Source organism: Acidovorax sp. CF316, assembly GCF_000276605.1.
GTDB lineage: Bacteria > Pseudomonadota > Gammaproteobacteria > Burkholderiales > Burkholderiaceae_C > Acidovorax.
On the sequence record NZ_AKJX01000146.1, the window covers coordinates 11648 to 33809 of the forward strand.

The 22162-nt window shown below is 69.8% G+C and carries 22 protein-coding genes and 1 pseudogene; 13 read left to right on the forward strand and 10 right to left on the reverse strand.

Going from position 1 to position 22162, the window contains the following annotated elements; genetic code table 11:
• Nucleotides 1-62: 62 nt before the first annotated feature.
• From PMI14_RS18085 to PMI14_RS33620, 5 genes are read left to right on the forward strand one after another with little or no spacing between them, the layout of a single operon-like run.
• Nucleotides 63-722 carry a hypothetical protein gene (locus PMI14_RS18085; protein WP_007856714.1) on the forward strand — a complete coding sequence of 220 codons (660 nt, stop codon included), beginning with the start codon at nt 63-65 and terminating at the stop codon, nt 720-722.
• Nucleotides 722-1978, forward strand: coding sequence for an efflux RND transporter periplasmic adaptor subunit (locus PMI14_RS18090; protein WP_007856716.1), 1257 nt, complete (start codon nt 722-724; stop codon nt 1976-1978). Before PMI14_RS18085 ends, PMI14_RS18090 begins: the two co-directional genes overlap by 1 nt.
• Entirely contained in the window at nt 1975-3966 is a 1992-nt protein-coding gene (locus tag PMI14_RS18095; RefSeq protein WP_007856717.1) for a MacB family efflux pump subunit, read from the forward strand. Before PMI14_RS18090 ends, PMI14_RS18095 begins: the two co-directional genes overlap by 4 nt.
• Before the next feature lie 26 nt (nt 3967-3992).
• The gene (locus tag PMI14_RS18100; RefSeq protein WP_007856718.1) at nt 3993-5405 is read left to right on the forward strand and encodes an efflux transporter outer membrane subunit; all 1413 of its coding nucleotides are present in this window, start codon (nt 3993-3995) and stop codon (nt 5403-5405) included.
• Nucleotides 5402-5875 (forward strand): Fur family transcriptional regulator, encoded by a 474-nt coding sequence (locus tag PMI14_RS33620; RefSeq protein WP_007856721.1) that lies wholly within the window; start codon nt 5402-5404, stop codon nt 5873-5875. The genes PMI14_RS18100 and PMI14_RS33620 overlap by 4 nt, the downstream gene beginning before the upstream one ends.
• 53 nt (nt 5876-5928) lie before the next feature.
• Here PMI14_RS33620 and PMI14_RS18110 read toward each other — a convergent pair whose 3' ends face one another.
• Nucleotides 5929-6936 (reverse strand): LacI family DNA-binding transcriptional regulator, encoded by a 1008-nt coding sequence (locus tag PMI14_RS18110; RefSeq protein ID WP_007856722.1) that lies wholly within the window; start codon nt 6934-6936, stop codon nt 5929-5931.
• 293 nt (nt 6937-7229) lie between these two features.
• Here PMI14_RS18110 and PMI14_RS18115 point away from each other — a divergent pair, with 293 nt between their 5' ends.
• Genes PMI14_RS18115 through PMI14_RS18130 form a run of 4 tightly spaced genes read left to right on the forward strand, consistent with a single transcriptional unit; the run spans nt 7230 to nt 10696 of the window.
• Nucleotides 7230-8237: a sugar ABC transporter substrate-binding protein gene (locus PMI14_RS18115; protein WP_007856723.1), complete on the forward strand. Its 1008-nt coding sequence runs from the start codon at nt 7230-7232 to the stop codon at nt 8235-8237.
• A gap of 51 nt (nt 8238-8288) precedes the next feature.
• Nucleotides 8289-9248, forward strand: a complete 960-nt coding sequence (locus PMI14_RS18120; protein WP_035204434.1) for an ABC transporter permease — start codon at nt 8289-8291, stop codon at nt 9246-9248.
• Complete coding sequence (locus PMI14_RS18125) at nt 9248-10039, forward strand: ATP-binding cassette domain-containing protein (RefSeq protein WP_007856725.1); 792 nt, start codon at nt 9248-9250, stop codon at nt 10037-10039. The genes PMI14_RS18120 and PMI14_RS18125 overlap by 1 nt, the downstream gene beginning before the upstream one ends.
• Nucleotides 10040-10054: 15 nt before the next feature.
• Nucleotides 10055-10696, forward strand: coding sequence for a nucleoside/nucleotide kinase family protein (locus tag PMI14_RS18130; RefSeq protein ID WP_007856726.1), 642 nt, complete (start codon nt 10055-10057; stop codon nt 10694-10696).
• 127 nt (nt 10697-10823) lie between these two features.
• Here the strand turns inward: PMI14_RS18130 and PMI14_RS18135 are convergent, their stop codons facing one another.
• The gene (locus tag PMI14_RS18135; protein ID WP_007856727.1) at nt 10824-11744 is read right to left on the reverse strand and encodes a LysR substrate-binding domain-containing protein; all 921 of its coding nucleotides are present in this window, start codon (nt 11742-11744) and stop codon (nt 10824-10826) included.
• 140 nt (nt 11745-11884) lie between these two features.
• On the opposite strand from PMI14_RS18135, the gene PMI14_RS18140 reads away from it, so the two are divergent.
• Together PMI14_RS18140 and PMI14_RS18145 are read left to right on the forward strand one after the other, a co-directional pair.
• Nucleotides 11885-12292: a tautomerase family protein gene (locus tag PMI14_RS18140; RefSeq protein WP_007856728.1), complete on the forward strand. Its 408-nt coding sequence runs from the start codon at nt 11885-11887 to the stop codon at nt 12290-12292.
• 15 nt (nt 12293-12307) lie between these two features.
• Entirely contained in the window at nt 12308-12745 is a 438-nt protein-coding gene (locus PMI14_RS18145; protein WP_007856729.1) for a hypothetical protein, read from the forward strand.
• A 31-nt stretch (nt 12746-12776) separates the two neighbouring features.
• On the opposite strand, the gene PMI14_RS35325 is transcribed toward PMI14_RS18145, so the two are convergent.
• Complete coding sequence (locus PMI14_RS35325; protein WP_007856730.1) at nt 12777-13370, reverse strand: DUF4124 domain-containing protein; 594 nt, start codon at nt 13368-13370, stop codon at nt 12777-12779.
• Between the two features lie 108 nt (nt 13371-13478).
• Complete coding sequence (locus tag PMI14_RS18155; RefSeq protein ID WP_007856731.1) at nt 13479-14318, reverse strand: helix-turn-helix domain-containing protein; 840 nt, start codon at nt 14316-14318, stop codon at nt 13479-13481.
• A 99-nt stretch (nt 14319-14417) separates the two neighbouring features.
• Between PMI14_RS18155 and PMI14_RS18160 the strand changes: the two genes are divergently transcribed.
• A complete protein-coding gene (locus tag PMI14_RS18160; protein ID WP_007856732.1) occupies nt 14418-15668 on the forward strand; it encodes an MFS transporter in 1251 nt (416 codons plus the stop codon).
• Between the two features lie 31 nt (nt 15669-15699).
• Here PMI14_RS18160 and PMI14_RS18165 read toward each other — a convergent pair whose 3' ends face one another.
• The 6 genes from PMI14_RS18165 to PMI14_RS18190 all read right to left on the reverse strand — a co-directional run bounded on the left by PMI14_RS18165 (nt 15700) and on the right by PMI14_RS18190 (nt 21283).
• Nucleotides 15700-16578, reverse strand: a complete 879-nt coding sequence (locus tag PMI14_RS18165) for a sugar phosphate isomerase/epimerase (protein WP_007856733.1) — start codon at nt 16576-16578, stop codon at nt 15700-15702.
• A 5-nt stretch (nt 16579-16583) separates the two neighbouring features.
• The gene (locus PMI14_RS18170; RefSeq protein ID WP_007856734.1) at nt 16584-17795 is read right to left on the reverse strand and encodes a dihydrodipicolinate synthase family protein; all 1212 of its coding nucleotides are present in this window, start codon (nt 17793-17795) and stop codon (nt 16584-16586) included.
• A gap of 31 nt (nt 17796-17826) precedes the next feature.
• The gene (locus PMI14_RS18175; RefSeq protein ID WP_007856735.1) at nt 17827-18990 is read right to left on the reverse strand and encodes a Gfo/Idh/MocA family protein; all 1164 of its coding nucleotides are present in this window, start codon (nt 18988-18990) and stop codon (nt 17827-17829) included.
• Between the two features lie 105 nt (nt 18991-19095).
• Nucleotides 19096-20088 carry a tripartite tricarboxylate transporter substrate binding protein gene (locus tag PMI14_RS18180; protein WP_035204420.1) on the reverse strand — a complete coding sequence of 331 codons (993 nt, stop codon included), beginning with the start codon at nt 20086-20088 and terminating at the stop codon, nt 19096-19098.
• Between the two features lie 196 nt (nt 20089-20284).
• On the reverse strand, nt 20285-20617 hold the full coding sequence (locus PMI14_RS18185) for a hypothetical protein (protein ID WP_007856737.1): 333 nt from the start codon (nt 20615-20617) through the stop codon (nt 20285-20287).
• A gap of 15 nt (nt 20618-20632) precedes the next feature.
• A complete protein-coding gene (locus PMI14_RS18190) occupies nt 20633-21283 on the reverse strand; it encodes a TetR/AcrR family transcriptional regulator (RefSeq protein WP_007856738.1) in 651 nt (216 codons plus the stop codon).
• 328 nt (nt 21284-21611) lie between these two features.
• On the opposite strand from PMI14_RS18190, the pseudogene PMI14_RS18195 reads away from it, so the two are divergent.
• Nucleotides 21612-22162: pseudogene (locus PMI14_RS18195) on the forward strand (hypothetical protein); the annotation flags it as partial.

Consider the following 22162-nt stretch of genomic DNA (forward strand, 5'->3'; position numbering starts at 1 on the left):
CATAGACAGCAAGAGCCCTCCGAAAACGGCCTGCTGTCTTCCTGTCTCATCCACTACACGCCATGCTGTCTTCTTCGTTCTCCGTTCCTTCCCGATCCAACCGCCAGCGCGGCACCGCCCTGGCCGTGCTGGCCACCACGGCCGCCGCCTGCATGGCACCCGCGGCCCATGCGGACTACCTGTGGCTGCAGCGCGAAGGCGCAGAGGCGCGCGCCTACACCGGCGAGGTGGAGCGCCGCAGTGCCGCGCTGCCGGCCCTGAAGGCACCGCGTGCCTACTTGGCCGACGGCAAGGACCTGCCGCTGGCGCCGCAGGCCGGCCACATCGACGTCACCGCCCCCGAGGGCCAGGACCTGCGCCTGACCACCAGCGTGGTGGGCGACAAGGGCGCGCTGACCTTCTACCAGGCGCGCCATGGCCGTGCCGAGACCCGCGCCGCCAACGACCTGGAGCTGGTGCCCACCACCCCCGGTGGCAACACTTTCAAGCTGGTATGGAAGGGCCAGACCGTGGCGGCATCGCAGGTCAACGTGGACACCAGCGCGGGCTGGCGCCGCACGCTGGCACCGGCCAAGGACGGCACGGTGAGCCTGGAGACCCCGTTCCCGGGCCTGTACGTGCTGGAGGTGACGGCGCGCGTGAACGGCGCCGCCACGCTGGACGGCAAGCGCTACGAGGACGTGCGCCACACGGCCACGCTGAGTTTCGAGGTGGCACGCTGATGGCGCCGATTCCTCCTTCTTCGTCTTCTTCGCCTTCTTCCGCGCGCTGGGGCCGCTGGCTCGGGTCTGTCGCCCTGGTGGCCGTGGCCGGTGCGCTGGCTGCGGCCTGGTGGAGCCGCCCCACCCCGGTGGTGTACGACACCGCGCCCGTCGCGCTCGGCGACATCGAGGCCACGGTGAGCGCCATCGGCACGCTGCAGCCGCGCCGTTATGTGGACGTGGGGGCCCAGGTCTCGGGCCAGATCAACCGCCTGCATGTGCAACCCGGCGCCGAGGTCAAGAAGGGCCAGCTGCTCGTGGAGATCGACCCCAGCGTGCAGCAGGCCACGGTGGACGGCGGCCGGGCCGCACTGGCCGGCCTGCGCGCGCAGCAGGCCGAGCAGCAGGCCCAGCACCGCCTGGCGCAGCAGCAGCTGGCGCGCCAGCAGCAGATGGAGCGCGAGGGCGCCACGCGCCTGGAAGACCTGCAGACGGCCGAGGCCGCACTGGCCTCCACCGCCGCGCGCATCGAGCACCTCAAGGCCCAGATCGACCAGACGCAGGCCAGCCTCAAGGCCGACGAGGCGCGCCTGGGCTACACGCGCATCTACGCGCCCATGGCCGGCACCGTGGTGGCATTGGAGGCACGCGAGGGCCAGACCCTGAACGCCACCTACCAGACCCCGAACATCCTGCGCATCGCCGACCTCTCGACCATGACGGTGTGGACCGATGTGTCCGAGGCCGACATCCGCCGCGTGCGGGTCGGCATGCCGGTGTACTTCACCACGCTGGGCAACCAGGCCGACACGGCCGCGCGGCGCTGGCAGAGCAGTGTGCGCCAGGTGCTGCCGGCACCGCCCACGCCCGAGGGCAAGGCCGCCGGCGGCGGTGCCAGCGCGCAGGCCGCGGCGAGCAAGGCGGTGTCGTACACCGTGCTGTTCGACGTGGACAACGCCGACGGCGAGCTCATGCCGCAGATGACGGCGCAGACCAGCTTCGTCACCGCCCAGGCCCGCGGAGTGATCACCGTGCCGATCTCGGCCCTGAAGGACGCGCCCGGTGCGGCGGCCAAGGACGCCGCCAAGGCCGCGCCGGGGCTGCGCCAGCATACGGCGCGGGTGCTGCTGGCCGATGGCAGCGTGCAGTCGCGCACCGTGGAGGTGGCCGTGAAGAGCCGCCATCGCGTCGAGGTGCGCAGCGGCCTGGCGGTGGGCGAACAACTGATCACCGGTGAGCGGGCGGAGCAGGCTGGCACCAGGAGGTTCAAGCTGTGAGCGTGGGTGCCTCCAACCCACCGTTGATCGAACTCACCGACGTGCGCCGGCGCTACGGCGGCGGCGACCAGCCCGAGGTGGAGGTGCTGCGCGGCGTGTCGCTGTCCATCCACGCGGGCGAGTTCGTGGCCATCGTCGGGGCCTCGGGCTCGGGCAAGTCCACCCTCATGAACCTGCTCGGCTGCCTGGACCGGCCCACGAGCGGGCGCTACCGCTTCAACGGCGAGGACGTGGCCGGCTTCGGCGCCGACCAGCTCGCCTGGCTGCGGCGCGAGGCCTTCGGCTTCGTGTTCCAGGGCTACCACCTGATCGCCGCCGAATCGGCGCGCGAGAACGTCGAGGTGCCGGCCATCTACGCCGGCCTGTCGCGCCAGGACCGGGCCGCGCGTGCGTCCGCGCTGCTCACGCGCCTGGGCCTGGCCGACAAGCTGGAGAACCGGCCCAGCCAGCTCTCGGGCGGGCAGCAGCAGCGCGTGTCGATCGCGCGCGCGCTGATGAACGGCGGGCGCATCATCCTCGCCGACGAGCCCACGGGTGCGCTCGACACCACCAGCGGCACCGAGGTCATGGCGCTGCTGCACGAACTGGCCGACGCGGGCCACACCATCGTGCTCATCACCCATGACCGCGAGGTGGCCGCCCAGGCGCGCCGCGTGATCGAGATCCGCGACGGCCAGATCGTGGCCGACAGCGGGCGCCAGGAGGCCACTGGGCTGGAGCGGCAGGAGCGGCAGGCGCAGTTGGCGGCCGTGCCATCGGTCCGTGCCGCAGGGGAGGGGAGTGGGGCGCGGCGCGCCCTGTGGGCCGAGCTGGCCGAAGCCGCGCGCAGCGCCTGGCGCGGCATGCGCATGAACCGGGCGCGCACCGGGCTCACCCTGCTGGGCATCGTCATCGGCGTGGCCTCGGTCATCGTGATGATGGGTGTCGGCGAGGGCGCCAAGCAGCGCGTGGTCGACCAGATGGGGTCCATGGGCACGACCATCATGTACCTGGGCGGCGCCTACGTGGGCAGCGGCGGGCCACCGGGCGAGATCACCGAAGGCGACCTGGAGGCGATTGCCGCGTTGCCCGAGATCGGCTACGTGATGCCGGTGATCGGCGACCCGACGCCCGTGCGCCAGGGCAACGTGGAGCGCCAGGTCTATGTCTTCGCCGCGAGCGAGGACATGCCCGCCGTGCACCACTGGAAGGTGGCCCAGGGCCGTTACTACACCGAGGCCGAGGACCGCGACCTGGCCGCGCTGGTGGTGCTGGGCCACAAGGCGCACCAGCAGTTCTTCCCGGACACGCCGAACCCGCTGGGCCGTGTCCTGCTGATCGGCAATGCACCCTTCGAGGTGATCGGCGTGATGGCCGAGCGCGGCGCCGACTCGGGTGCGCAGAACTACGACGACATGGTCTTCATCCCCTACCAGGCGGGCCGGGCGCGCGTGTACCGCGTGCAGACCCAGCCCGACTACACGGTGATCTCGGCCGCGTCGGTGGAGCAGGTGACCGCGGCCGAGAAGGCCATGCACGCCCTGCTGCTGGCACGCCATGGGCGCGAGGACTTCCGCATCGGCAATGCCGCTGCCAAGCTGCAGGCCGAGGCGCAGACGCGCAACGCCATGACCATGATGCTCGGCCTGATCGCGGCCGTGTCGCTGGTGGTGGGCGGCATCGGCGTGATGAACGTGATGCTGATGACGGTGCGCGAGCGCACGCGCGAAATCGGCATCCGCATCGCCACCGGCGCGCGCCAGCGCGACATCCTGCGCCAGTTCCTGACCGAGGCGGTGCTGGTCACGCTGGTGGGCGGGCTGGCGGGCCTGTCCATCGGCCTGGCCGTGGGGGCGGTGCTCATCGCCTCGGGCGTGCCGGTCATCTTCTCGCTCACGGCCATGGGCGGCGCCTTCGCCTGCTCGGTGGCCACGGGCCTGGTCTTCGGCTACATGCCGGCGCGCCGCGCATCGGGGCTCGACCCCGTGGTGGCCCTGGCTTCGGAATGACATCGACCCCTTCTCTCCCACACGCCATGCGCCTTTCCCTGACCCTGCTGGCCACCGCACTGCTGTGTGCCTGCGCCACGACCCCGCCCCCGCAGGCGGCAACCACCCCCGCACTGCCTGCGCAGTGGGGCACCCCTGGCGCTGCCGGCGGCGGCGCAGGCAGCATTTCGCCCGACTGGTGGCGCAGCCTGGGCAGCGCAGAGCTCGATGGGCTGGTGCAGGCCGCCCAGGCCCAGAGCCTGGACGCCGCTGCCGCCGCCGCGCGCCTGCGCCAGGCCGAGGCGGCCGCCCGCCAGGCCGGCGCCGCACTGCTGCCTGCCGTGAGCGCCAGCGTGGATGCGGGCCGCCAGGCCCGCTTCTCGGGCGGCGGCAGCACCGATGGCACGGCGGCCAACCGCTATGCGGCCGGCTTTGCCGCCAGCTACGAGATCGACTTCTGGGGCCGCCAGCGCGCGGGCCACGATGCCGCGCTGGCGCGCCTGCAGGCCAGCGCGTTCGACCAGGGCACCGTGGGCCTCACGCTCACGGCTGCCGTGGCCGATGCCTGGCTGCGCCTGGTGGGCGGGCGCGAGCGCCTGGCGATTGCCGGCCTGAACCTGCAGGGTGCGGAGCGCGTGCTGGCGCTCGTCGATGCGCGCGCCCGCGCGGGTGCCGCCACGCCGCTGGAGCGGGCCCAGCAGCGCGGCCTGGTGGCCACCCAGCGCCAGGCCATCGAGGCGCTGCGCCAGCAGGTGCAGGGCCAGCACACGGCCCTGGCCGTGCTGTTGGGGCAGGCCACGCCGCCGCCGGTGCAGGCCGACACGCTGGCCGGGCTGCAGCCTCCTTCCATCGGCGCCGGCCTGCCGGCCGAGCTGCTGGTGCGCCGCCCCGACGTGGCGCGCGCCGAGGCGCAGCTGGCTGCTGCCCATGCCGATCTGCGGGCCGCCCGCGCCGCGCTGCTGCCGCGCATCACGCTGGGCGCCGGCCTGGGCGTGGGCGCCGACCGCCTGGGCCGCACCTTCGACCACCCGCTGTACAGCCTGGCAGCGGGGCTCACCGCCCCGATCTTCGACGGCGGGCGGCTGGCCGCGGGTGCCGACATCCAGGAGGCGCGGCGCGACGAGCTGCTGGCCCAGTATCGGGCGGCCATCGTCGCCGCCGTGGGCGATGCCGAGGTGGCCCTGCAGGCCGTGGCCGGCACCGATGCGCAGACCACCGCGCAGGCCCAGGTGCTGGAGCAGGCACAGCAGGCCCACGCGCTGGCGCAGGTGCGCTACCGTGCGGGGGCCGACACCCTGCTCACCCTGCTCGACGCGCAGCGCACGCTGTATGCCGCGCAGGACAACGCGGCCCTGCTGCGCCAGGCGCGGCTCATGGCCAGCGTGGCGCTGTACAAGGCGCTGGGCGGGGGCTGGCAGCCCACGGGCGTGGTGGCGGGCGTGGGCATGGGACGCCCGTGAGCGACTGCCCGACCCTGCTGCAGCGCCTGCGCGATGCGGGCCTGCGGCCGACCACGGCGCGCATCGGCATCCTGCAGGTCATCCAGGCCGCCGGGGCCTGCGGCGTGGCCGCCGACGACGTGTTCCGCCAGATGCTGCTGCGCGGCACGCGCGTGAGCGTGAGCACGGTGTACCGTGCCATCCACCAGCTGGAGTTCCTGGGCGTGCTGCTGCAGGGCCGCAGCGACCACAGCCTGCGCACCACCTACCGCCTGGGCCCGGTGGCGCAGCAGCCGGTGGAGGTGCGCATGGCCTGCCGGGGCTGTGCACGCTCGGTGGCCCTGCCGGGCGCCCAGCTGCGCAGCGAGGTGGAGCGCCGCGCCGCCGAGCAGGGCATGCAGCCCGCGATGGGTGAACTGGTCTTCCAGGTCGATTGCCTGGCGCCGCAGACCTGCCGTGCGGGTGCATCGGTCGGGAGGCTGGCCAGCTGAATGCCAACCCGTCGGGCCAGGATCTGCGATGGTCCAACGGGGCTTCGCCGGCGTCACCTGGATCCGGGCACCCCTGCAGAATCGCGCAGTCGCAGCGTGGGCGCGAGCCGTACGGTCTGGCGGCGCGCGCCGGGGTCCGCAATGCGCCGGGCCAACAGGCGGACAGCCCGGGTGCCGAGCTCCTCCACCGGCTGCGCCATGACCGTCAGGCGCGGAGAAAAGACGTCAGCCCAGTCGAAATCGTCAAAGCCAACGAGCGAGATGTCGTCGGGAACGCGCAGCCCCGCGGAGCGCAAGGCCTGCATGGCGCCAATCGTCATCAGGTTGTTGCCGGTCATCAGGGCGGTGGGGCGTTCGTCCAGTGACAGCAGGTGGTGGACGGCCGCGCAGGCCGGCTCGGACCGCGATTCGCCGCTTCGGACCAGGGCGGGGTCAAAGTCGATGCCTGCCGCCGCCAGGGCGCGGCAGTAACCTTCAAGCCGTTCCGTCGTCGTGGACAGCCCCTCTGCCCCCGACACCAATGCAATGCGCCGGTGGCCCAATCCGATGAGGTGCTCCACCAGGGTCTGGGCTGCATCGCGGCTCTCCACGCCGATCTGGTCGAACGTGGTCCCCACAAACCGGTCCACCAGGACCGTGGGCACACCCTTGTCGCGCAGGTAGTCCAGCGCACGGTGCTGCGGCTCGGCGGAGGGCGCAATCACGATGCCGTCGACACGCCTCTCATGCAAGGCCTGCACCACCTTCAACTCGTAGTCCGCATTCTCGTGGGTGTCGGCCAGCAGCATCATCAGGCCCCGCTGTGCGCACTCTGCCTCGATGGCACGCACCACGGCGGCAAAGTAGTGGTTCGACAGCACCGAAATGGCGACACCGACCGTCCTGGTCGGCGCACCTGCCAGGGCACGCGCCAGGTGATTCGGCGAGTAGCCGACCCGGTCGATGGCGTCCAGCACGGCCCGCTCGGTATCGGGGTGGACCTTGCGCGTCTTGTTGATGACGTGCGAGACCGTTGAAGTCGATACCCCTGCGGCCGCCGCGACGGTTTCCATCGTAATCATCATTTCTCCGTTGAGCTCCAACTTCCATGGCCCGTATTGCCACCCCGTGCGGTGGGACGCACGGGTGGTGGACAGGCATGGGGATTCTTCATCGTATCGCACCCATCCCGGGAATTTATGCACGGAAGTGCCAGGTGTCCTGGTCACCGGAGGCCCACCGATGCTATGGATTTCCCTAATTAGCAAGCGCTTGCGCAAGCGCTTGCGCATTACGATAATCGCACACGGCATGTGTCCAGGCAAGGGCTTGCACAAGGCCGAATTGGGACCCGACCACCTTCTGGAGACATCCGATGAACTTGAAGTACGCCACCCTGATCGCAACCCTGCTGACCACCTCTGGCACGGCGATGGCCGATACGCCGGTCATCGGACTGATCACCAAGACCGAGACCAATCCCTTCTTCGTGAAGATGAAGGAAGGCGCCGCCGAGGTTGCCAAGGCCAAGGGGGCCAAGCTGCTGAGCGGTGCCGGCAAGGCCGATGGCGACAACGCCGGCCAGATCACCGCGATGGAGAACATGATCGGCGCGGGCGCCAAGACCATATTGATCACGCCCAACGACTCCAAGGCCATCCTTCCCGCGATCAAGAAGGCGCGCGACAAGGGGGTGATGGTGATCGCGCTGGACAGCCCGACGGACCCTGCCGATGGCACCGACGCACTGTTTGCCACCGACAACTACAAGGCCGGTGTGCTGATTGGCCAGTACGCCAAGGCGGCCCTCTCCGCCAGTGCGCCGGGCAAGCCCTTGAAGATCGCAACGCTCGATCTTCTGCCGGGCCATCCGGTGGGTGCGCAACGGCACAACGGCTTTCTTCAGGGCTTCGGCCTGGCCAGCTACGACGCGAAGAACAACGAGCTGGCCCGGCCCGCAGAGGTGGTGTGCATGGCCGACAGCTTTGGCGACCGCGCCAAGGCCCAGACGGCCATGGAGAACTGCCTGCAGAAGAACCCCGACATCACCCTGGTCTACACCATCAACGAGCCGGCAGCCGCTGGCGCATTCAATGCACTGCAGAAGGCCGGCAAGGAGAAGGGCGTGATGATCGTCTCGGTGGACGGTGGATGCGACGGCATCAGGGACGTGGCGGCCGGCAAGATCGCCGCGACCTCGCAGCAGTACCCCCTGAAAATGGCGGCCATGGGGGTGGAGGCCGGCATCGAGTACGCCAAGAGCGGCAAGAAGGTCAGCGGCTACACCGACACCGGCGTGACCTTGATCGCCGGCAAGGCCGTCGCGGGTGTCGACAGCAAGGACGTGAAAACCGGCACCGACCTGTGCTGGGGCAAGAAGTAGCCGGCCTTGGCGCAGGCCCCGGGCGCCCGCCTTCAGCTCCCCCTCCTGAGGATCCCCACGTTGAAAGACAAACTGCCCCCCCTCGGCCAGCTCGGGCCCTTCATTGCGCTGTTGATCGCCTGCGCCATCTTTGGCAGCACCACCGAGCGCTTCCTCAGTGGTGACAACTTCTCGCTGATCCTGCAGCAGGTCATGGTCGTCGGCGTCATCGCCATCGGCCAGACGCTGATCATCCTGACCGCCGGCATCGACCTGTCGTGCGGCATGGTCATGGCGCTGGGCAGCATCGTGATGACCAAGGTGGCCGCCGACTTCGGGCTGCCGCCGTTTCTCGCGGTGCTGGTCGGCGTGGCGGTGACGACCTTGTTCGCCCTGCTCAACGGCTTGCTCGTCACGCGCCTCAAGCTGCCACCGTTCATCGTCACGCTGGGCGTGTTCAACATCGCCTTTGCGATCACGCAGCTGTATTCGGGGGCACAGACGGTCACCGAAGTGCCCGGGGCCATGACCTGGCTGGGCAGCACCTTCGCCATTGGCGGCACCAACATTGCCTACGGCACGGTGTTGATGGTGCTGCTGTACCTGGGCGTATGGTTCTGGCTGCGCGAAACGGCCTCGGGCCGGCATGTCTATGCAGTGGGCAACAACCCGGAGGCGACGCGGCTGGTCGGCATTCCGCCCGAACGCGTCATCCTGGGCGTGTATGCCCTGTCCGGGGTGTTCTACGGCATCGCCTCGTTGCTGGCCGTGGCCCGTACCGGTGTGGGCGATCCGAACGCCGGGCAGACCGAGGCGCTGGATGCCATCACCGCCGTCGTGCTGGGCGGCACCAGCCTGTTCGGCGGCCGCGGTGTGGTGCTCGGCTCGCTGATCGGGGCCGTGGTCGTGGGTGTGCTGCGCAATGGCCTGACGCTGATGGGCGTGTCTTCTGTCTACCAGATGCTGATCACCGGCATCCTTGTGATCCTGGCGGTCGCGGTCGATCAACTGTCGCGCAAAGGAGGCCGCTGATGGCTGCGCAACCCCCCGTCGTCATGCGGGCCGCGGGCCTGGTCAAGCGCTACGGCCAGGTCACGGCACTCGATGGCGCCGACTTCGAGCTGCGTGCGGGCGAAATCCTCGCCGTGATCGGCGACAACGGTGCTGGCAAGTCCTCGCTGATCAAGTGCCTGTCGGGCGCGACCATTCCTGACGCTGGGGTGATCGAACTCGACGGCAAGCCGGTGCATTTCAAAGGCCCGGTCGACGCGCGCCGCGAAGGCATCGAAACCGTGTACCAGGACCTGGCCGTCGCTCCCGCGATGACGATTGCCGAAAACCTCTTCCTGGGTCGCGAACTGCGCCGCACCGGTTTCATGGGCAATGTGCTGCGCATGCTCGACAAGAAGCGCATGCTCGAAGAAAGCATTGCGCGCATGAACGACCTGAAGGTCGGCATCCGCTCGATGACGCAGGCGGTTGAAACCCTGTCCGGCGGGCAGCGGCAGTGCGTGGCCGTGGCGCGCGCGGCGGCCTTCGCCGAGCATGTGGTGATCCTCGACGAGCCGACGGCAGCGCTGGGTGTCAAGGAGGGCAACATGGTGCTGGAGCTGATCCGCCGTGTGCGCGACCGGGGCCTGGCCGTGGTGCTGATCTCGCACAACATGCCCCATGTTTTCGAGATCGCCGACCGCATCCACGTCGCGCGCCTGGGCAAGCGCGGTGCCGTGCTCGACCCGAAGGCGGTGACCATGAGCGACACGGTCTCGGTCATGACCGGCGCATTGCCTGCGGAAAAGATCCCGGCCGAATGGCGGGCCTGAAGAGTCCATGAACGCATGACGACGCCCCCTCTTCCTTCTGTCCCGCCTTGCCACCTGGCGCGTGTGCATGAACTCCTCCAGGACGGCCAACGCAAGCTGCTCGGGCTGGTCGGGCCCCCAGGCGCCGGCAAGTCCCTGCTGGCCCTGACCTTGCAGCAGGCTTTCGCCGATGTCTCGCAGGTGGTTCCCATGGATGGCTACCACCTGGCCAACGTGGAACTGCAGCGGCTGGGCCGCGCGGATCGCAAGGGCGCTCCCGACACCTTCGACAGCGCAGGCTATGCCGCCATGCTGCGGCGCCTGCGGGCGCAACGGCCCGGCGAAACCGTCTATGCCCCGGAGTTCCGGCGCGAGATCGAAGAGCCGGTCGCAGGCGCCATCGCCGTGGAGCCCCAGACCCGGCTCGTCATCACCGAAGGCAACTACCTGCTGCTCGACAGCGGCCATTGGGCAGGCGTTGCCGGGCTGCTGGACGAAGTCTGGTACGTCGATGTAGACGACGGCCTGCGCACCCGCCGCCTGACCCGGCGCCACGAAGAGTACGGCCGCAGCCGCGAGGATGCGCTCGCGTGGGTGAGCCGCACCGATGAGCCCAACGCGCGCCTGATCGAGACCACCAGGCCCCGCGCCCACAGGCTGTTCCGCTGGGATGACTGATACGGATTCGCCTTCAACCGTCTAACGTCGTTGGTTCGCCTTGCCGTGCTACAGCACTGTCTGCGGCTTCCCGCCTAGTTATACGGTCGAATGCAAATCCGTATGACGCCTGGACCCGGCGTCGCCCTCAAGCCTGCATGGTGGGGGGCGGGGCCATCGCGCGCGCCTGTGCCACCAGCCAGGCGCAGAACACATCGAGGCGCGGGTGCGCTGCCCCCGTGCGCCGCAGCGCCAGGTAGTCGTAGCCCGACGCGGCGAAGCCCAGCGGCGCCAGCAGCCGGCCGGCCTGCACGTCGTCCATCACCAGGTGCCAGGGGGCCACGGCGATGCCCAGGCCGCGCACCGCGGCCTCCAGCGTGAAGTAGTAGTGCTCGTAGACCGGGCCCGTGGCGGTGGCCGCGGCGGGCAGCGCCATGCCCGCCGATGCGGCCCACATGGCCCAGGCATTGCGCCGCGTGCGCGTGTGCAGCAGGGGCTGGCCGGCCAGGTCGGCAGGCGTGCGCAGCATGCTGGCGCTGCGTGCGGCCAGCGCGGGGGCCAGCACCGGCCCCAGGCGCTCGGCGAACAGGGGCAGGGTGGTGGCGCCATCGCGGGGTGTGCCAGCGTCCTCGGCGGTGATCAGCAGGTCGCAGCCTTCGCGCGCGGCGTCGGTGCCCGTGTCGGTGGTGCGCAGCCGCACCTCGATGCCCGGGTGCTGCGCATGGAAGTCGAACAGCCGCGGGATCAGCCACTTGACCGTGAAGGTGCTGAAGCAGGCCACGTCCAGGGGGCCGTGGTGGGCATCGCCCAAAGCGCGCACCGTGTCCTCGATCTGCTGGAAGGCCGTGGTCAGCACCGGCTGCAGCGTGCGCGCCGCCGCCGTCAGGGTGGGGCGTGCCTTGCTGCCGTCGAACAGCGGCAGGCCCAGGTGGTCTTCGAGCTGGCGCACCTGGCGGCTGATGGCGCCGGGCGATACCGAGAGCTCGTCGGCCGCAGCCGTCATGCGGCCCAGGCGGGCAGCGGCTTCGAAGGCGCGCAGGGCAGCGAGCGGGGGCAGGCGGTGTTTCATGGCTATGTGATCCAAATGCACATAGGTCCGGAGCTTAAATCGCTTTTCCGCGAAGGCATCGGCCGCAAAAATTGGGGCTCTTCCGGCGCGGGACGCCATCGCGCGCCGGGTTCATCTTTGATTGTCAGGAACATACCAGCATGCCCTTCATCCACACCCATGTGCCCGAAGCCACCCCTGCCGCAACGCGCGAAGCCGTCGTGCAGGCCATCCACCAGGCCTTGGTCGAGGGCATTGGCATGCCCGAGGACGAGCTGTTCAACATGGTCACCGGCTATGCGCCGGGGCAGTTCGCCTTCAGCCGCAGCTTCAATGGCGTGGCGCGGTCGGACGCCGTGGTCGTCGTCGAGATCACTCTGCGGCGCGGGCGCAGCGATGCGATGAAGCGCGCGCTGTATGCTGCGATCGCGCACAAGCTGCAGGCCATGGCGCACGTAGCCCCGGCCGACGTGTTCATCTTCATGCACGAGAACGACTATTCGGACTGGTCCGTGGGCCACGGGCGCTTTGCCATGGCGCTGGTGCAGCAGGTGGGCGCGCCGGGGTGAACACAAAGGGATTTTTTGAACAAGACAAACTACCGCTGGCTGGTCGTCGCTTCCGTGGTGCTTCCCGTACTGGCCGAGGTTGCCGAGCGGTTCCTGCTGCCTGAACTGGTGCCGCGGGGCCTGAGAGATGCTTTCCAGAGCTACCTGGAGGAAGACCAGGAGCCGGCCATCACGCTGGCGCTGGTGTCGGGGATGGTGACGGCCGTGGTCGCCACGCTGGCCAGCATCTATGGCCTGCTGCGGTTTCGCCCCTGGGCGCCCGGCTTCGCGCTGTGGTCGGGCCTGGCGATGTGTGTCCTGCTGGTGTTCGGTGGGCCCACGGTGCTGTCGGGCCTGGCGAATGGATTCTTGGCGCTGGGGAGTGCCCTGTGGGGCGCGGTGATCGTCGTGCCGTACTGTGCGCCGGACATCCGGGCGGCCTTCTGGCCCGGGGGACAGGCTGCCCAGCGATAGACAGGCCGTGGCGCTGGCCAGTGCGCCGAACTTACTTCTTGCTCAGCTCCCGGAGCTCTTTCTCCAGGGCATCCACGTTGGCCTGCAGCTCGCGCGAACGCAGTTCGCAGGCCGCGGCTGCGGCCTGCATTTCGGACGCGATGGCCTGCTCGGACGTCGCCACGGCGGTGCCGGTGCGGGCCTGGGTGCGGCGGGCGGCCCGGTCGCGCTGATCGGCCGCGCAGCGCTGCTGGTGGGCCTGCAGCGCGCCGCGCGCTTCGCGGACCAGGCGCTGCTCCAGGTCGGTCTTGCGGCGCCAGGTCTCGCCAAAGGCGCCTTCCTTGCGGGCGGCTGGTGGCGTGGCGGCAGCCGGTGCGGCAGGGGTGGATGCGGCACCCGCTGCGGGCGCCGCGGCCGATGCACCCGAGGCCGGTGTGGCGGCAGCCGGCGCGGCCGCGGCAGGCGCCGCGGTACCGATGCCGCTGCTCGACAGCCGCACCTCGACCTTCTCGCCCTTGCCGCTGCCCGCGCAAGGCGCGTCCTGGAAGGACACCTTGCCGTCCGCACCCGTGCACTTGTTGATGGCCCACGCCGGGGCAGCCAGGACCAGGCAGGCGGCCGTGCCAAGGAACCACTGTCGAATCATGCTTTCCCTCTCCCCTGAAACCTTGTGTTGCAGCTTCCCAGTATCGCCAGCATCGCGCGGGCAGGAAACCCCCTGTCGTCCAGGCGGTTGCCGAAAGCGCACTGGCGGTCACGCGGAAGGCGGCCCATGGGCATCGTTCCTGCCGATGAACCAGCTCGGCGGCTGGCCCATGGCCGCCTTGAACATGGCCGAGAACGCGCTTTCGCTCGCGTAGCCGCTGGCGGTGGCCACCTGGCCTACCGATTCACCGCGTGCCAGGCGGGGCAGGGCATGGGCCAGCACCGCCTGCCTGCGCCATTGCGCAAAGCCCATGCCGAACTGTGCGTGGAATAGCCGGGCCAGGGTGCGTTCGCTGGCGCCGCTGTCGGTGGCCCAGTCGTGCAGCGTGGCATGGCGGCCGGGCGCGTCCAGCACGGCCTGGCACAGGGCGCGCAGGCGCTTGTCGCTGTCCGCACCGGGCAGTGGCACGCCCAGGGCCAGGCGTTCGGCCTTGCCGATCTCGTCGAGCACCAGCGCGGTCAGGGCGGCTTCGCGCGCGGGGCCGGGTGGCGTGCCGCCGACGGGGTCCAGCGCGGACACCAGCTCGCGCAGCAGTGGCGTCACGGCCATCACGCGGCAGACGGCGCCGTCTGCGGGCACCACGCCGGGGTCGATGTAGAGCGTGCGAAAGGCCGCCGCCTCCAGCACGGCGATGGCATGCAGCGCGCCGGGCGCGATCCACACCGCGCGCGAGGGCGGCACGATGTAGGCCGTGGGCGCGACCGGGGCCACCACGCTGACCTGGATCACGCCGCTGGCGCAGTAGGCCAGTTGCCCCCAGGCATGGCGGTGCGGCTCGAAGTGCGTGTCGGCCGGCATGTTGCGCGCGCGCACCCGCACCGGGTGTGCGGGGTTGGGGGCAAAGGGGTCCATGTCCCCGAGCGGGGCGACCTGGCTGGTGCGTGCCATGGGATGGGGTGCCGTGTGGGTACGCTGTTGGCGCAAATTCGCTGAAAGCTGTCTTTCCGTCGCATTCCAGAAATCCAGGCGCAATACTACGATGCCGCCATGACCTCTGCAAACCCCGCCGCCAGCCCTGCCGCTGCCGTCCCCCTGCGCGCCGACGCCGGGGTGATCGGCCTCGTGGGCATCGCCCACCTCATCAGCCACTACAGCCAGCTGCTGCTGGCGCCGCTGTTCCCGTGGCTCAAGGATGCCTTCCAGGTCGGCTACACCGAGCTGGGCTTCCTCATGACCATCTTCTTCGTGGTCTCGTGCGCCGTGCAGGCGGGCTCGGGCTTCGTGGTCGACCGCTTCGGGCCGCGCCCCATCCTGTTCGGCGGCCTGGCGCTGCTGGGCCTGGCGGCGTTCGGCTTTGCGGCCAGCACCAGCTACGGCATGCTGGCCGCGTTCTCGGTGCTTGCGGGCATCGGCAACGGCGTGTTCCACCCGGTGGACTACACGCTGCTGAACCGGCGCGTGAGCGCGCCGCGCCTGGGCCATGCCTACAGCGTGCACGGCATCACCGGCAGCCTGGGCTGGGCGCTGGCGCCGGCCATGCTGGTGCCGCTGGCGATCGCGTTCTCGTGGCGCGTGGCGCTGGTGTGTGCCGGTGTGCTGGCGTTTGCGGTGCTGCTGCTGCTGCTGTTCAACCGCCGGGTGCTGGAACTGCCGCCCGTACCTGCTGCGGCCACGGCCAAGGGCAGTGCGGCCGGGCAGCAGGGCAACTTTGCCTTTTTGCGCATCCCGGCCGTGTGGATGTGCTTCGCGTTCTTCTTCTTCTATGCCGTGTCGCTCAACGTGGTGCAGGCCTTCGCCCCCGAGGCCGCGCGCCAGCTGCATGCGGTGCCCGTGGCGCTGGCGGCCATGTGCCTCACGGTCTACATGGTGGCCAGTGCGGGCGGCATGGTGCTGGGTGGCTTTCTTGCGGCCGACCCGAGCCGCTGCGAGCGCATCGTGGGCGTGGGCTTCGGCCTGGCCGCCTGCGTGGCGGTGGCCCTGGCCCTGGCGCACCCGCCCGGCGCCTTGGTGCCCATGATGTTCGGCGTGATGGGGTTCTGCGCCGGCATCGCCGGCCCCTCGCGCGACCTGCTGGTCAAGCGCTCCACACCCGAGGGGTCCACGGGCCGCGTCTACGGCATCGTCTACTCGGGCCTGGACATCGGCCAGGCGCTGTCGCCGCTGCTGTTCGGCGTGCTGCTCGATCAGGGCCGCTTCACGGCCGTGCTGCTCGGCCTGGCCGTGGTGCAGGGTGTGCTGATCGCCAGCGCCTTCAATGTGCGCCGCGTGAGGCGCACCCTGGCACCCGTGGCCGCCTGACGCCGGGGTGACCGGTGGCGGCTGTTGCGCGTCAGACCACCGTGCGGTGGCGCGCGATGCAGGTGTCCAGTGTGTCCTCGCCCGTGCGCTGCCACCAGTCCAGCGCCGAGAAGATCTCCACCTCGGCATAGCCGCCAAAGCCCGCGGCTTCCACCCACTGGCGGATCTTCTTCAGTTCGATCACGCCGTCGCCCATCATGCCGCGGTCGCTGAGCAGGTCGCGCGTGGGCAGGCGCCAGTCGCACACATGGTAGGCCAGCAGGCGCTCCTTGCCGGCACGGGCGATCTGTTGTTCCAGCTTGGGGTCCCACCACACGTGGTACACATCCAGCGCCACGCCGAGCGCACCGGTCTTGCGCGCATCGAGCGCGTCGCAGATGTCCAGCGCCTGCTCCAGCGTGTTGATGCAGGCGCGGTCGGCCGCCTGCATGGGGTGCAGCGGCTCGATGGCCAGCGGCATGCCCACCTGGCGCGCGTACTCCAGCGACGCGGCGATGCCGTCGAAGACTTCGCCGCGCGCGCGGGCAAGGTCGGTGTAGTGCGGCGTGCCCTCCAGCGCGCCGGGCAGGGCGCCCACCACCAGCACCAGGCAGGTGGCGTCGAGCGTCTTGGCCTCGTCGATGGCGCGGTGGTTGTCGTCGAGCGCGGCGCGCAGCCCGGCCGCATCGGCCGCCGGGAAAAAGCCGCCGCGGCAGTAGCCCGACAGTGCGATGCCGTGGGCGCGCAGCTGGCGCGCGGTGGCGTCCAGGCCGGCTGCGGCCACCTGGTCGCGCCAGGGGCTGATGGCGCGGATGCCGCGCTCGGCGCACTGGTCGATGATGCGCGCCAAGGGCACCTCGGCCCCCTGCTGCTTGCGCACGGTGGCGGTGTTGATCGACAGCCAGCGGTGGTCTTGCGAGAAATCACGCATGGCGGTCAGACGCTCACGCCGTGCAGTGCTAGCAGGTGGCCCATGCGCTGCACGGCCAGTTCGGGCTGCTCCAGCAGGTCGGCCTGGTCGGCCAGGCGCAAGAGCTCGGCGAAGTGCACCAGCGAGCGCGTGCTCTGCTGCCCGCCCACCATGGTGAAGTGGCTTTGGTGCCCGTTGAGCCAGGCCATGAAGACCACGCCCGTCTTGTAAAAGCGCGTGGGCGTTGAAAAGATGTGGCGCGACAGCGGCACCGTGGGCCCCAGGATGGCGTGGAAGCGCGCCGTATCGCCCGTGGCCAGGGCCGCCAGTGCGGCACTCGCGGCCGGTGCAATGGCGTCGAAGATGCCCAGCAGCGCATCGCTCTGGCCCTGGCGCGGCGTGACGCCGGCGCCGTCGCCCGCGATAAGCTCGGCGTAATTGAAGTCGTCGCCCGTGTACATGCGCACGCCCTGGCCCTCGGTGCCGCCCGTGGCGGGCAGGCGCCGGCGCATGGCGACCTCCTTGTCCTTGTCGAGCAGCGAGATCTTGATGCCGTCGACCTTGTCCGGGTGCGCGGCGATCACGGCCAGGGCCGTGTCCATGGCCGCATCCACGTCGCGCGAACCCCAGTAGCCCGCCAGCGCCGGGTCGAACATGTCGCCCAGCCAGTGCAGCACCACGGGCTGGCGCGCTTGCGACAGGATGCGGTCGTACACGCGCTCGTAGTCGGCGGGGCTCTTGGCCACCCGGGCCAGTGCGCGGCTGGCCATCACGATGAGCTTGCCGCCGAGCTTCTCGATGGCCTCCATCTGCTCTTCATAGCCACGGATGACGTCGTCGACCGACTTCACCTCGTCCAGCACCAGGTGGTCCGTGCCGCAGCCCGAGGCCACGAGCGCGCCCGGGCCGAAGTCGCGCGCCGCGTCGAGCGAGCGGCGGATCAGCTCCAGCGAGGTCGGCCAGTCCAGCCCCATGCCGCGCTGCGCGGTGTCCATGGCTTCGGCCACACCCAGGCCCAGCGACCACAGGCGCTGGCGGTAGGCGATGGTCGCGTCCCAGTCGACCGCGCACTGCAGCCACGGGTCGATGGCCGCCAGCGGGTCGGCCACCACGTGGGCGGCCGAGTAGGCGATGCGGTTGAACACTGCACCCTGCTGCGGCACCACCGGCGGGCGGCCTTGCAGGGTGTAGGGGCTGGTGCGGCCATCGGCCGTGGGCAGGGAGAGGCGAAGGGCCATGGTGAACTCGGGAAAAGTGGTGAGAAATGGATCAGGCTTTGAGGGGCGCTACGTCCACCCAGCGGCGTTCCTTCCAGCTTTCCAGGGCGGCTTCCACCAGCTGCACGCCCTTGGCGCCTTCGGGCAGGGTCCATTGGTAGGGGGCGTCTTCCACCACGTGGCGGATGAAGTGCTCCCACTGGATCTTGAAGCCGTTGTCGTAGACCTGCGAGTCGGGGATCTCCTGCCACTGGTCGAAGAAGTTCATGCTTTGCTTCTCATCGGGGTTCCACACCGGGCGCGGCGTGGCCACGCGGCTTTGCGCGCGGCAGCTGGACAGGCCGGCCACGGCCGAGCCGTCGGTGCCGTCCACGTGGAAGGTGACCAGGTCGTCGCGGCGCACGCGCGTGGCCCAGCTCATGTTGAGCTGCGCGATCACCGGCTCGCCGTTGTGGCCGGTGAGTTCGCAGGTGGCATAGGCGGCATCGTCGGCCGTGGCCTTGTACGGCTGGCCGGCCTCGTCCCAGCGCTGAGGGATGTGGGTGGCGCCGATGCACGAGACCGATTTGACCTCGCCGAACAGGTTGTCCAGCACGTAGCGCCAGTGGCACATCATGTCCAGGATCATGCCGCCGCCGTCTTCGCTGCGGTAGTTCCAGCTCGGGCGCTGGATGGGCTGCAGGTCGCCCTCGAACACCCAGTAGCCGAACTCCAGGCGCACGCTCAGCATGCGGCCGAAGAAGCCCGCGCGGCGCAGCATGTCGAGCTTGCGCAGGCCGGGCAGGAAGAGCTTGTCCTGCACCGCGCCGTGCTTGAGGCCCGAGCCCGAGGCCAGGCGCGCGATCTCCACCGCCTCGTTGAGGTTGGTGGCGATGGGCTTTTCGCAGTACACATGCTTGCCCGCGCGGATCGCCTTGGCGAGCAGGGTGGGGCGCATCTGTGTGGTGCCGGCGTCGAAGAACACGGTGTCCTCGGGGTTGGCGAGCGCGGCGTCGAGGTCCGTGCCCCAGCGCGCGATGCCATGCGCCTTGGCCAGCGCCTCCATCTTCTCGGCGTTGCGGCCGATCAGGATGGGGTCGGGCATCACGCGGTTGCCGTTGGAAAGCACCACGCCGCCCTGCGCGCGGATGGCGCAGATGGAGCGGATCAGATGCTGGTTCATGCCCATGCGGCCGGTGACGCCGTGCATGATGAGTCCGAGTCGTTGGGTGGCCATGGTGTCGGTCCGTTTCAGTTCTAAAGTTACAAAAAAGAATGGGGCAAAGGCGCGGCCTGGCCACCCCATGGCAGGGGCGGGTGGTGCGTTGCGGCGCGCAGGGAATTACTGGGTGGGCTGGAGACCGGCCGCCTTGACCAGCGCGGCGTTGTTCTTGATCTCGTCCTTGATGTAGGCGTCGAACTGCTCGGGCTTGAGCGTCCAGGCATCGGCGCCGAGCTTGAGGAAGCGCTCCTTCACCTCGGGCGTGGCCAGGGCCTTGACCACCTCGTCGTGCAGGCGGTTGACGATGTCGCGCGGCGTCTTGGCCGGCACCATCATGCCGATCCAGAAATTGAATTCCGAGCCCGGCACGCCGGCCTCGGCCGTGGTGGGCACGTCGGGCAGGGCGGCGGCGCGCTTGGGCGAGCCCACGGCCAGCGCCAGCAGCTGGCCGTCCTTGATCTGGCCGATGACGGGCGCGATGGGCGAGAAGTAGTAGTCCACGCGGCCCGACAGCACCTCGGTCACGGCCTCGGCCGAGCCCTTGAAGGGGATGTTGGTCGCATCGATCTTGGCGGCCAGCTTGAACTTCTCGGCGTTCAGGTGCGTGGCGCTGCCCTGGCCGGCCGAGGCGAAGTTCACCGTGCCGGGCTTGGCCTTGGCCGAAGCCACCAGGTCCTGCAGCGTCTTGATGCCCTTGGCGGGCGAGATCACCAGCGCATTGGGCAGCGAGGAGATCGGCGTCACGCCCGCGAAGTCGCCCGTGGTGTCGAAGGGCAGCTTGGCGAAGGTCAGCGGGCTCACCGTGTGCGAGGAGGAATGGATCATCACCGTGTAGCCGTCGGGCGCGGCCGTGGCCACTGCCTGCTGGCCGATGGTGCCGCTGGCGCCGCCGCGGTTGTCCACCACCAGCGACTGGCCCATGCTCTGGCCCATCTTGTCGGCGATGGCGCGCGCAATGATGTCGGTGGTGCTGCCCGCGGCGAAGGGCACGATCACGCGGATGGGCTTGGTGGGGTAGCCGCCCTGCGCGAGGGCGCTGAACGACAGCGACGTGAGCGCGGCCGCCGCCAGGGCGGTGGTCGCAGCGCGGCGGGTGGTGCGGATGAAGGGCATGGATTTGTCTCCGTTGGCAGGCTTGGACTTGCTCTTTAATTCACTGATTGGTGAATAGAGCAGATTTTTAGGCATTGCTGCGCCTGCGTCAACGTAGACGCGTTCAATGGAGCTAGGTATTTACCCGTGGGCCGGGTGAGGCAGGGACCGAGGGCAGCGGTGCGCGGCACCCAAGGGCGCGCGCTGCGGCTGCAGGTCAGCGAGGCGGCTTCTTGCGCAGCCTGGCGAGTGCATACCCGGTAAAGCCCTGGTGCACGAAGCCGCCGAGCGCCATGAGCGGGATCCATGCGGCGGCATAGTGCGGAAGGCTGAGCAGCAGGCCGAGGGCAAGCAACAGGCTTGCGGCAAAGAGCAGGTCGCGCCATGCAAACAGGCGCGCGCAGCCTTCGATCCCTTCGGGGGGGCGCACGATCCACTGGCGCGTGAGTTCGACACGCTTGCCGGTGGCCAGCTGGTAGGCGCGCCAGAGAAGAAAGGCGGCCAGGGCTGCGGGTGCGATGACGAAGAGCAGGAGCGTTGTGATGTACATGGAGCGTAGTTTTCCTCAGCCCTTCAGCACATAGCCCAGGATCACATCGCACATGTGCGTGAGCCGCTCGTTGCGGGCCTTGGGGGTCATCAGGTCGCGCCCGAAGATGGCCGACAGGGTGTGGTTGTTCGACAGGTAGAAGTACGACAGCCCGGCGATCGAGACATACAGCTGCAGCGGGTCCACCCCGCCGCGAAAGCTGCCCTCGCGCCGGCCGCGTTCCAGCACCTCGCCCAGCATGGCGATCAGCGGCGAGTTCATCTCGCGCGCGCGCTGCGACTCCTGCAGGTGGCGCGCCCTGTGCAGGTTGGCGCTGTTGAGCAGGGTCAGGAACTGCGGGTTCTCGAGGTAATACACCCAGGTGAACTCCACCAGCCGGCGGATCGCGGTGGCGGGCTCCAGCTCCACCAGGTTGAGCTTGCGCTCCTCCTCGCGGATGTGCCGGTAGGCCTGCTCGAGCACGGCCTGGAAGAGCTTTTCCTTGTCCTCGAAGTAGTAGTAGATCAGCCGCTTGTTCAGGCCGGCGCGCTCGGCGATGCGGTCCATGCGGGCACCGCCCAGGCCGTGCTCGGCGAATTCGCCGCGCGCCGCGACCAGGATCTCGCCCTGGGAACGGTCGGCGTCCCGCTGGCGCTCCTTCGAAGTGGTCTCGGTGTCTTTGCTCATGCCTGAATAATTCACTAAATGGTTAACAAAATCCAGTCCTGTAGCGACCAGGTGCAGGTTTTGTGGCGGCGGTGCACGGTGCGGCGAGGGTTTCCCGCGGGAACGGGGGACTATAGCGAGCGCGCGGCCAGGCCCCTGGCTGGCGCCGTTCCATATGCGCAGCGTATGGAGCTGCCCTGTGCGGGCTATTTGACGGGGGCCAAGGGGCTTTCTACGATGCACGATGGCCCTCTTGCCCGCCCCTGCCTCCCCCGAGAACCGCACAACACACGCCGGAGACGAATCGCCCATGCACCCCCTTCGCACCCTTTGTAGCCTTCGCGCGCCCATGGCGCTGCGCCTGTCCCTGCTGGGCCTGGCGGCCGGCCTGCTGGCGGCCTGCGCGCCGATGAAGACACCGCCGGCCGCCGGCGTGGGCACTGCCGTGCCGGCCAGCAAGGAGGCAGCGCCCGTCGCCACGGCCTGCCCCAAGGACATCGAGGCCATTGCGCGCTGCCTGTCGGGCCAGGACTCGGCCGGGGCCTACTACCTCATCGCCATGCCCAACGCCTGGAACCAGGTGCTGGTGATGCATTCGCACGGCGGCCCCACGCTGGGCGCACCCAAGGCCGAGCGCGCGGTGGAGGACCTGGAGCGCTGGTCCATCATGGTCCGTGCCGGCTATGCCTGGGCCGGCAGCACCTTCCGCCAGGGCGGGGTGGCCGTGCGCGCCGCGGCCGAGGACACCGAGCGCCTGCGCCGCATCTTCGTGGCCCAGGTGGCCCAGCCGCGCCGCACCATCCTGCACGGCCAGTCCTGGGGGGCCGGCGTGGCGGCCATGGGCGCCGACATGTTCGGCCACGGCGCGGTCAGCCCCCGGCCCTACGATGCCGTGCTGCT

What these genes read in the sequence shown, in the direction of transcription:
- PMI14_RS18125 (WP_007856725.1), top strand. Translation starts at nt 9,248, where the DNA reads ATGGCTGCGCAACCCCCCGTCGTCATGCGGGCCGCGGGCCTGGTCAAG.
- PMI14_RS18090 (WP_007856716.1), top strand. Translation starts at nt 722, where the DNA reads ATGGCGCCGATTCCTCCTTCTTCGTCTTCTTCGCCTTCTTCCGCGCGC.
- PMI14_RS18180 (WP_035204420.1), bottom strand. Translation starts at nt 20,088, where the DNA reads ATGCCCTTCATCCGCACCACCCGCCGCGCTGCGACCACCGCCCTGGCG.
- PMI14_RS18100 (WP_007856718.1), top strand. Translation starts at nt 3,993, where the DNA reads ATGCGCCTTTCCCTGACCCTGCTGGCCACCGCACTGCTGTGTGCCTGC.
- PMI14_RS18115 (WP_007856723.1), top strand. Translation starts at nt 7,230, where the DNA reads ATGAACTTGAAGTACGCCACCCTGATCGCAACCCTGCTGACCACCTCT.
- PMI14_RS18110 (WP_007856722.1), bottom strand. Translation starts at nt 6,936, where the DNA reads ATGATTACGATGGAAACCGTCGCGGCGGCCGCAGGGGTATCGACTTCA.
- PMI14_RS18140 (WP_007856728.1), top strand. Translation starts at nt 11,885, where the DNA reads ATGCCCTTCATCCACACCCATGTGCCCGAAGCCACCCCTGCCGCAACG.
- PMI14_RS18175 (WP_007856735.1), bottom strand. Translation starts at nt 18,990, where the DNA reads ATGGCCACCCAACGACTCGGACTCATCATGCACGGCGTCACCGGCCGC.
- PMI14_RS18085 (WP_007856714.1), top strand. Translation starts at nt 63, where the DNA reads ATGCTGTCTTCTTCGTTCTCCGTTCCTTCCCGATCCAACCGCCAGCGC.
- PMI14_RS18170 (WP_007856734.1), bottom strand. Translation starts at nt 17,795, where the DNA reads ATGGCCCTTCGCCTCTCCCTGCCCACGGCCGATGGCCGCACCAGCCCC.
- PMI14_RS18155 (WP_007856731.1), bottom strand. Translation starts at nt 14,318, where the DNA reads ATGGCACGCACCAGCCAGGTCGCCCCGCTCGGGGACATGGACCCCTTT.
- PMI14_RS18185 (WP_007856737.1), bottom strand. Translation starts at nt 20,617, where the DNA reads ATGTACATCACAACGCTCCTGCTCTTCGTCATCGCACCCGCAGCCCTG.
- PMI14_RS18165 (WP_007856733.1), bottom strand. Translation starts at nt 16,578, where the DNA reads ATGCGTGATTTCTCGCAAGACCACCGCTGGCTGTCGATCAACACCGCC.
- PMI14_RS18135 (WP_007856727.1), bottom strand. Translation starts at nt 11,744, where the DNA reads ATGAAACACCGCCTGCCCCCGCTCGCTGCCCTGCGCGCCTTCGAAGCC.
- PMI14_RS18130 (WP_007856726.1), top strand. Translation starts at nt 10,055, where the DNA reads ATGACGACGCCCCCTCTTCCTTCTGTCCCGCCTTGCCACCTGGCGCGT.
- PMI14_RS18190 (WP_007856738.1), bottom strand. Translation starts at nt 21,283, where the DNA reads ATGAGCAAAGACACCGAGACCACTTCGAAGGAGCGCCAGCGGGACGCC.
- PMI14_RS18160 (WP_007856732.1), top strand. Translation starts at nt 14,418, where the DNA reads ATGACCTCTGCAAACCCCGCCGCCAGCCCTGCCGCTGCCGTCCCCCTG.
- PMI14_RS35325 (WP_007856730.1), bottom strand. Translation starts at nt 13,370, where the DNA reads ATGATTCGACAGTGGTTCCTTGGCACGGCCGCCTGCCTGGTCCTGGCT.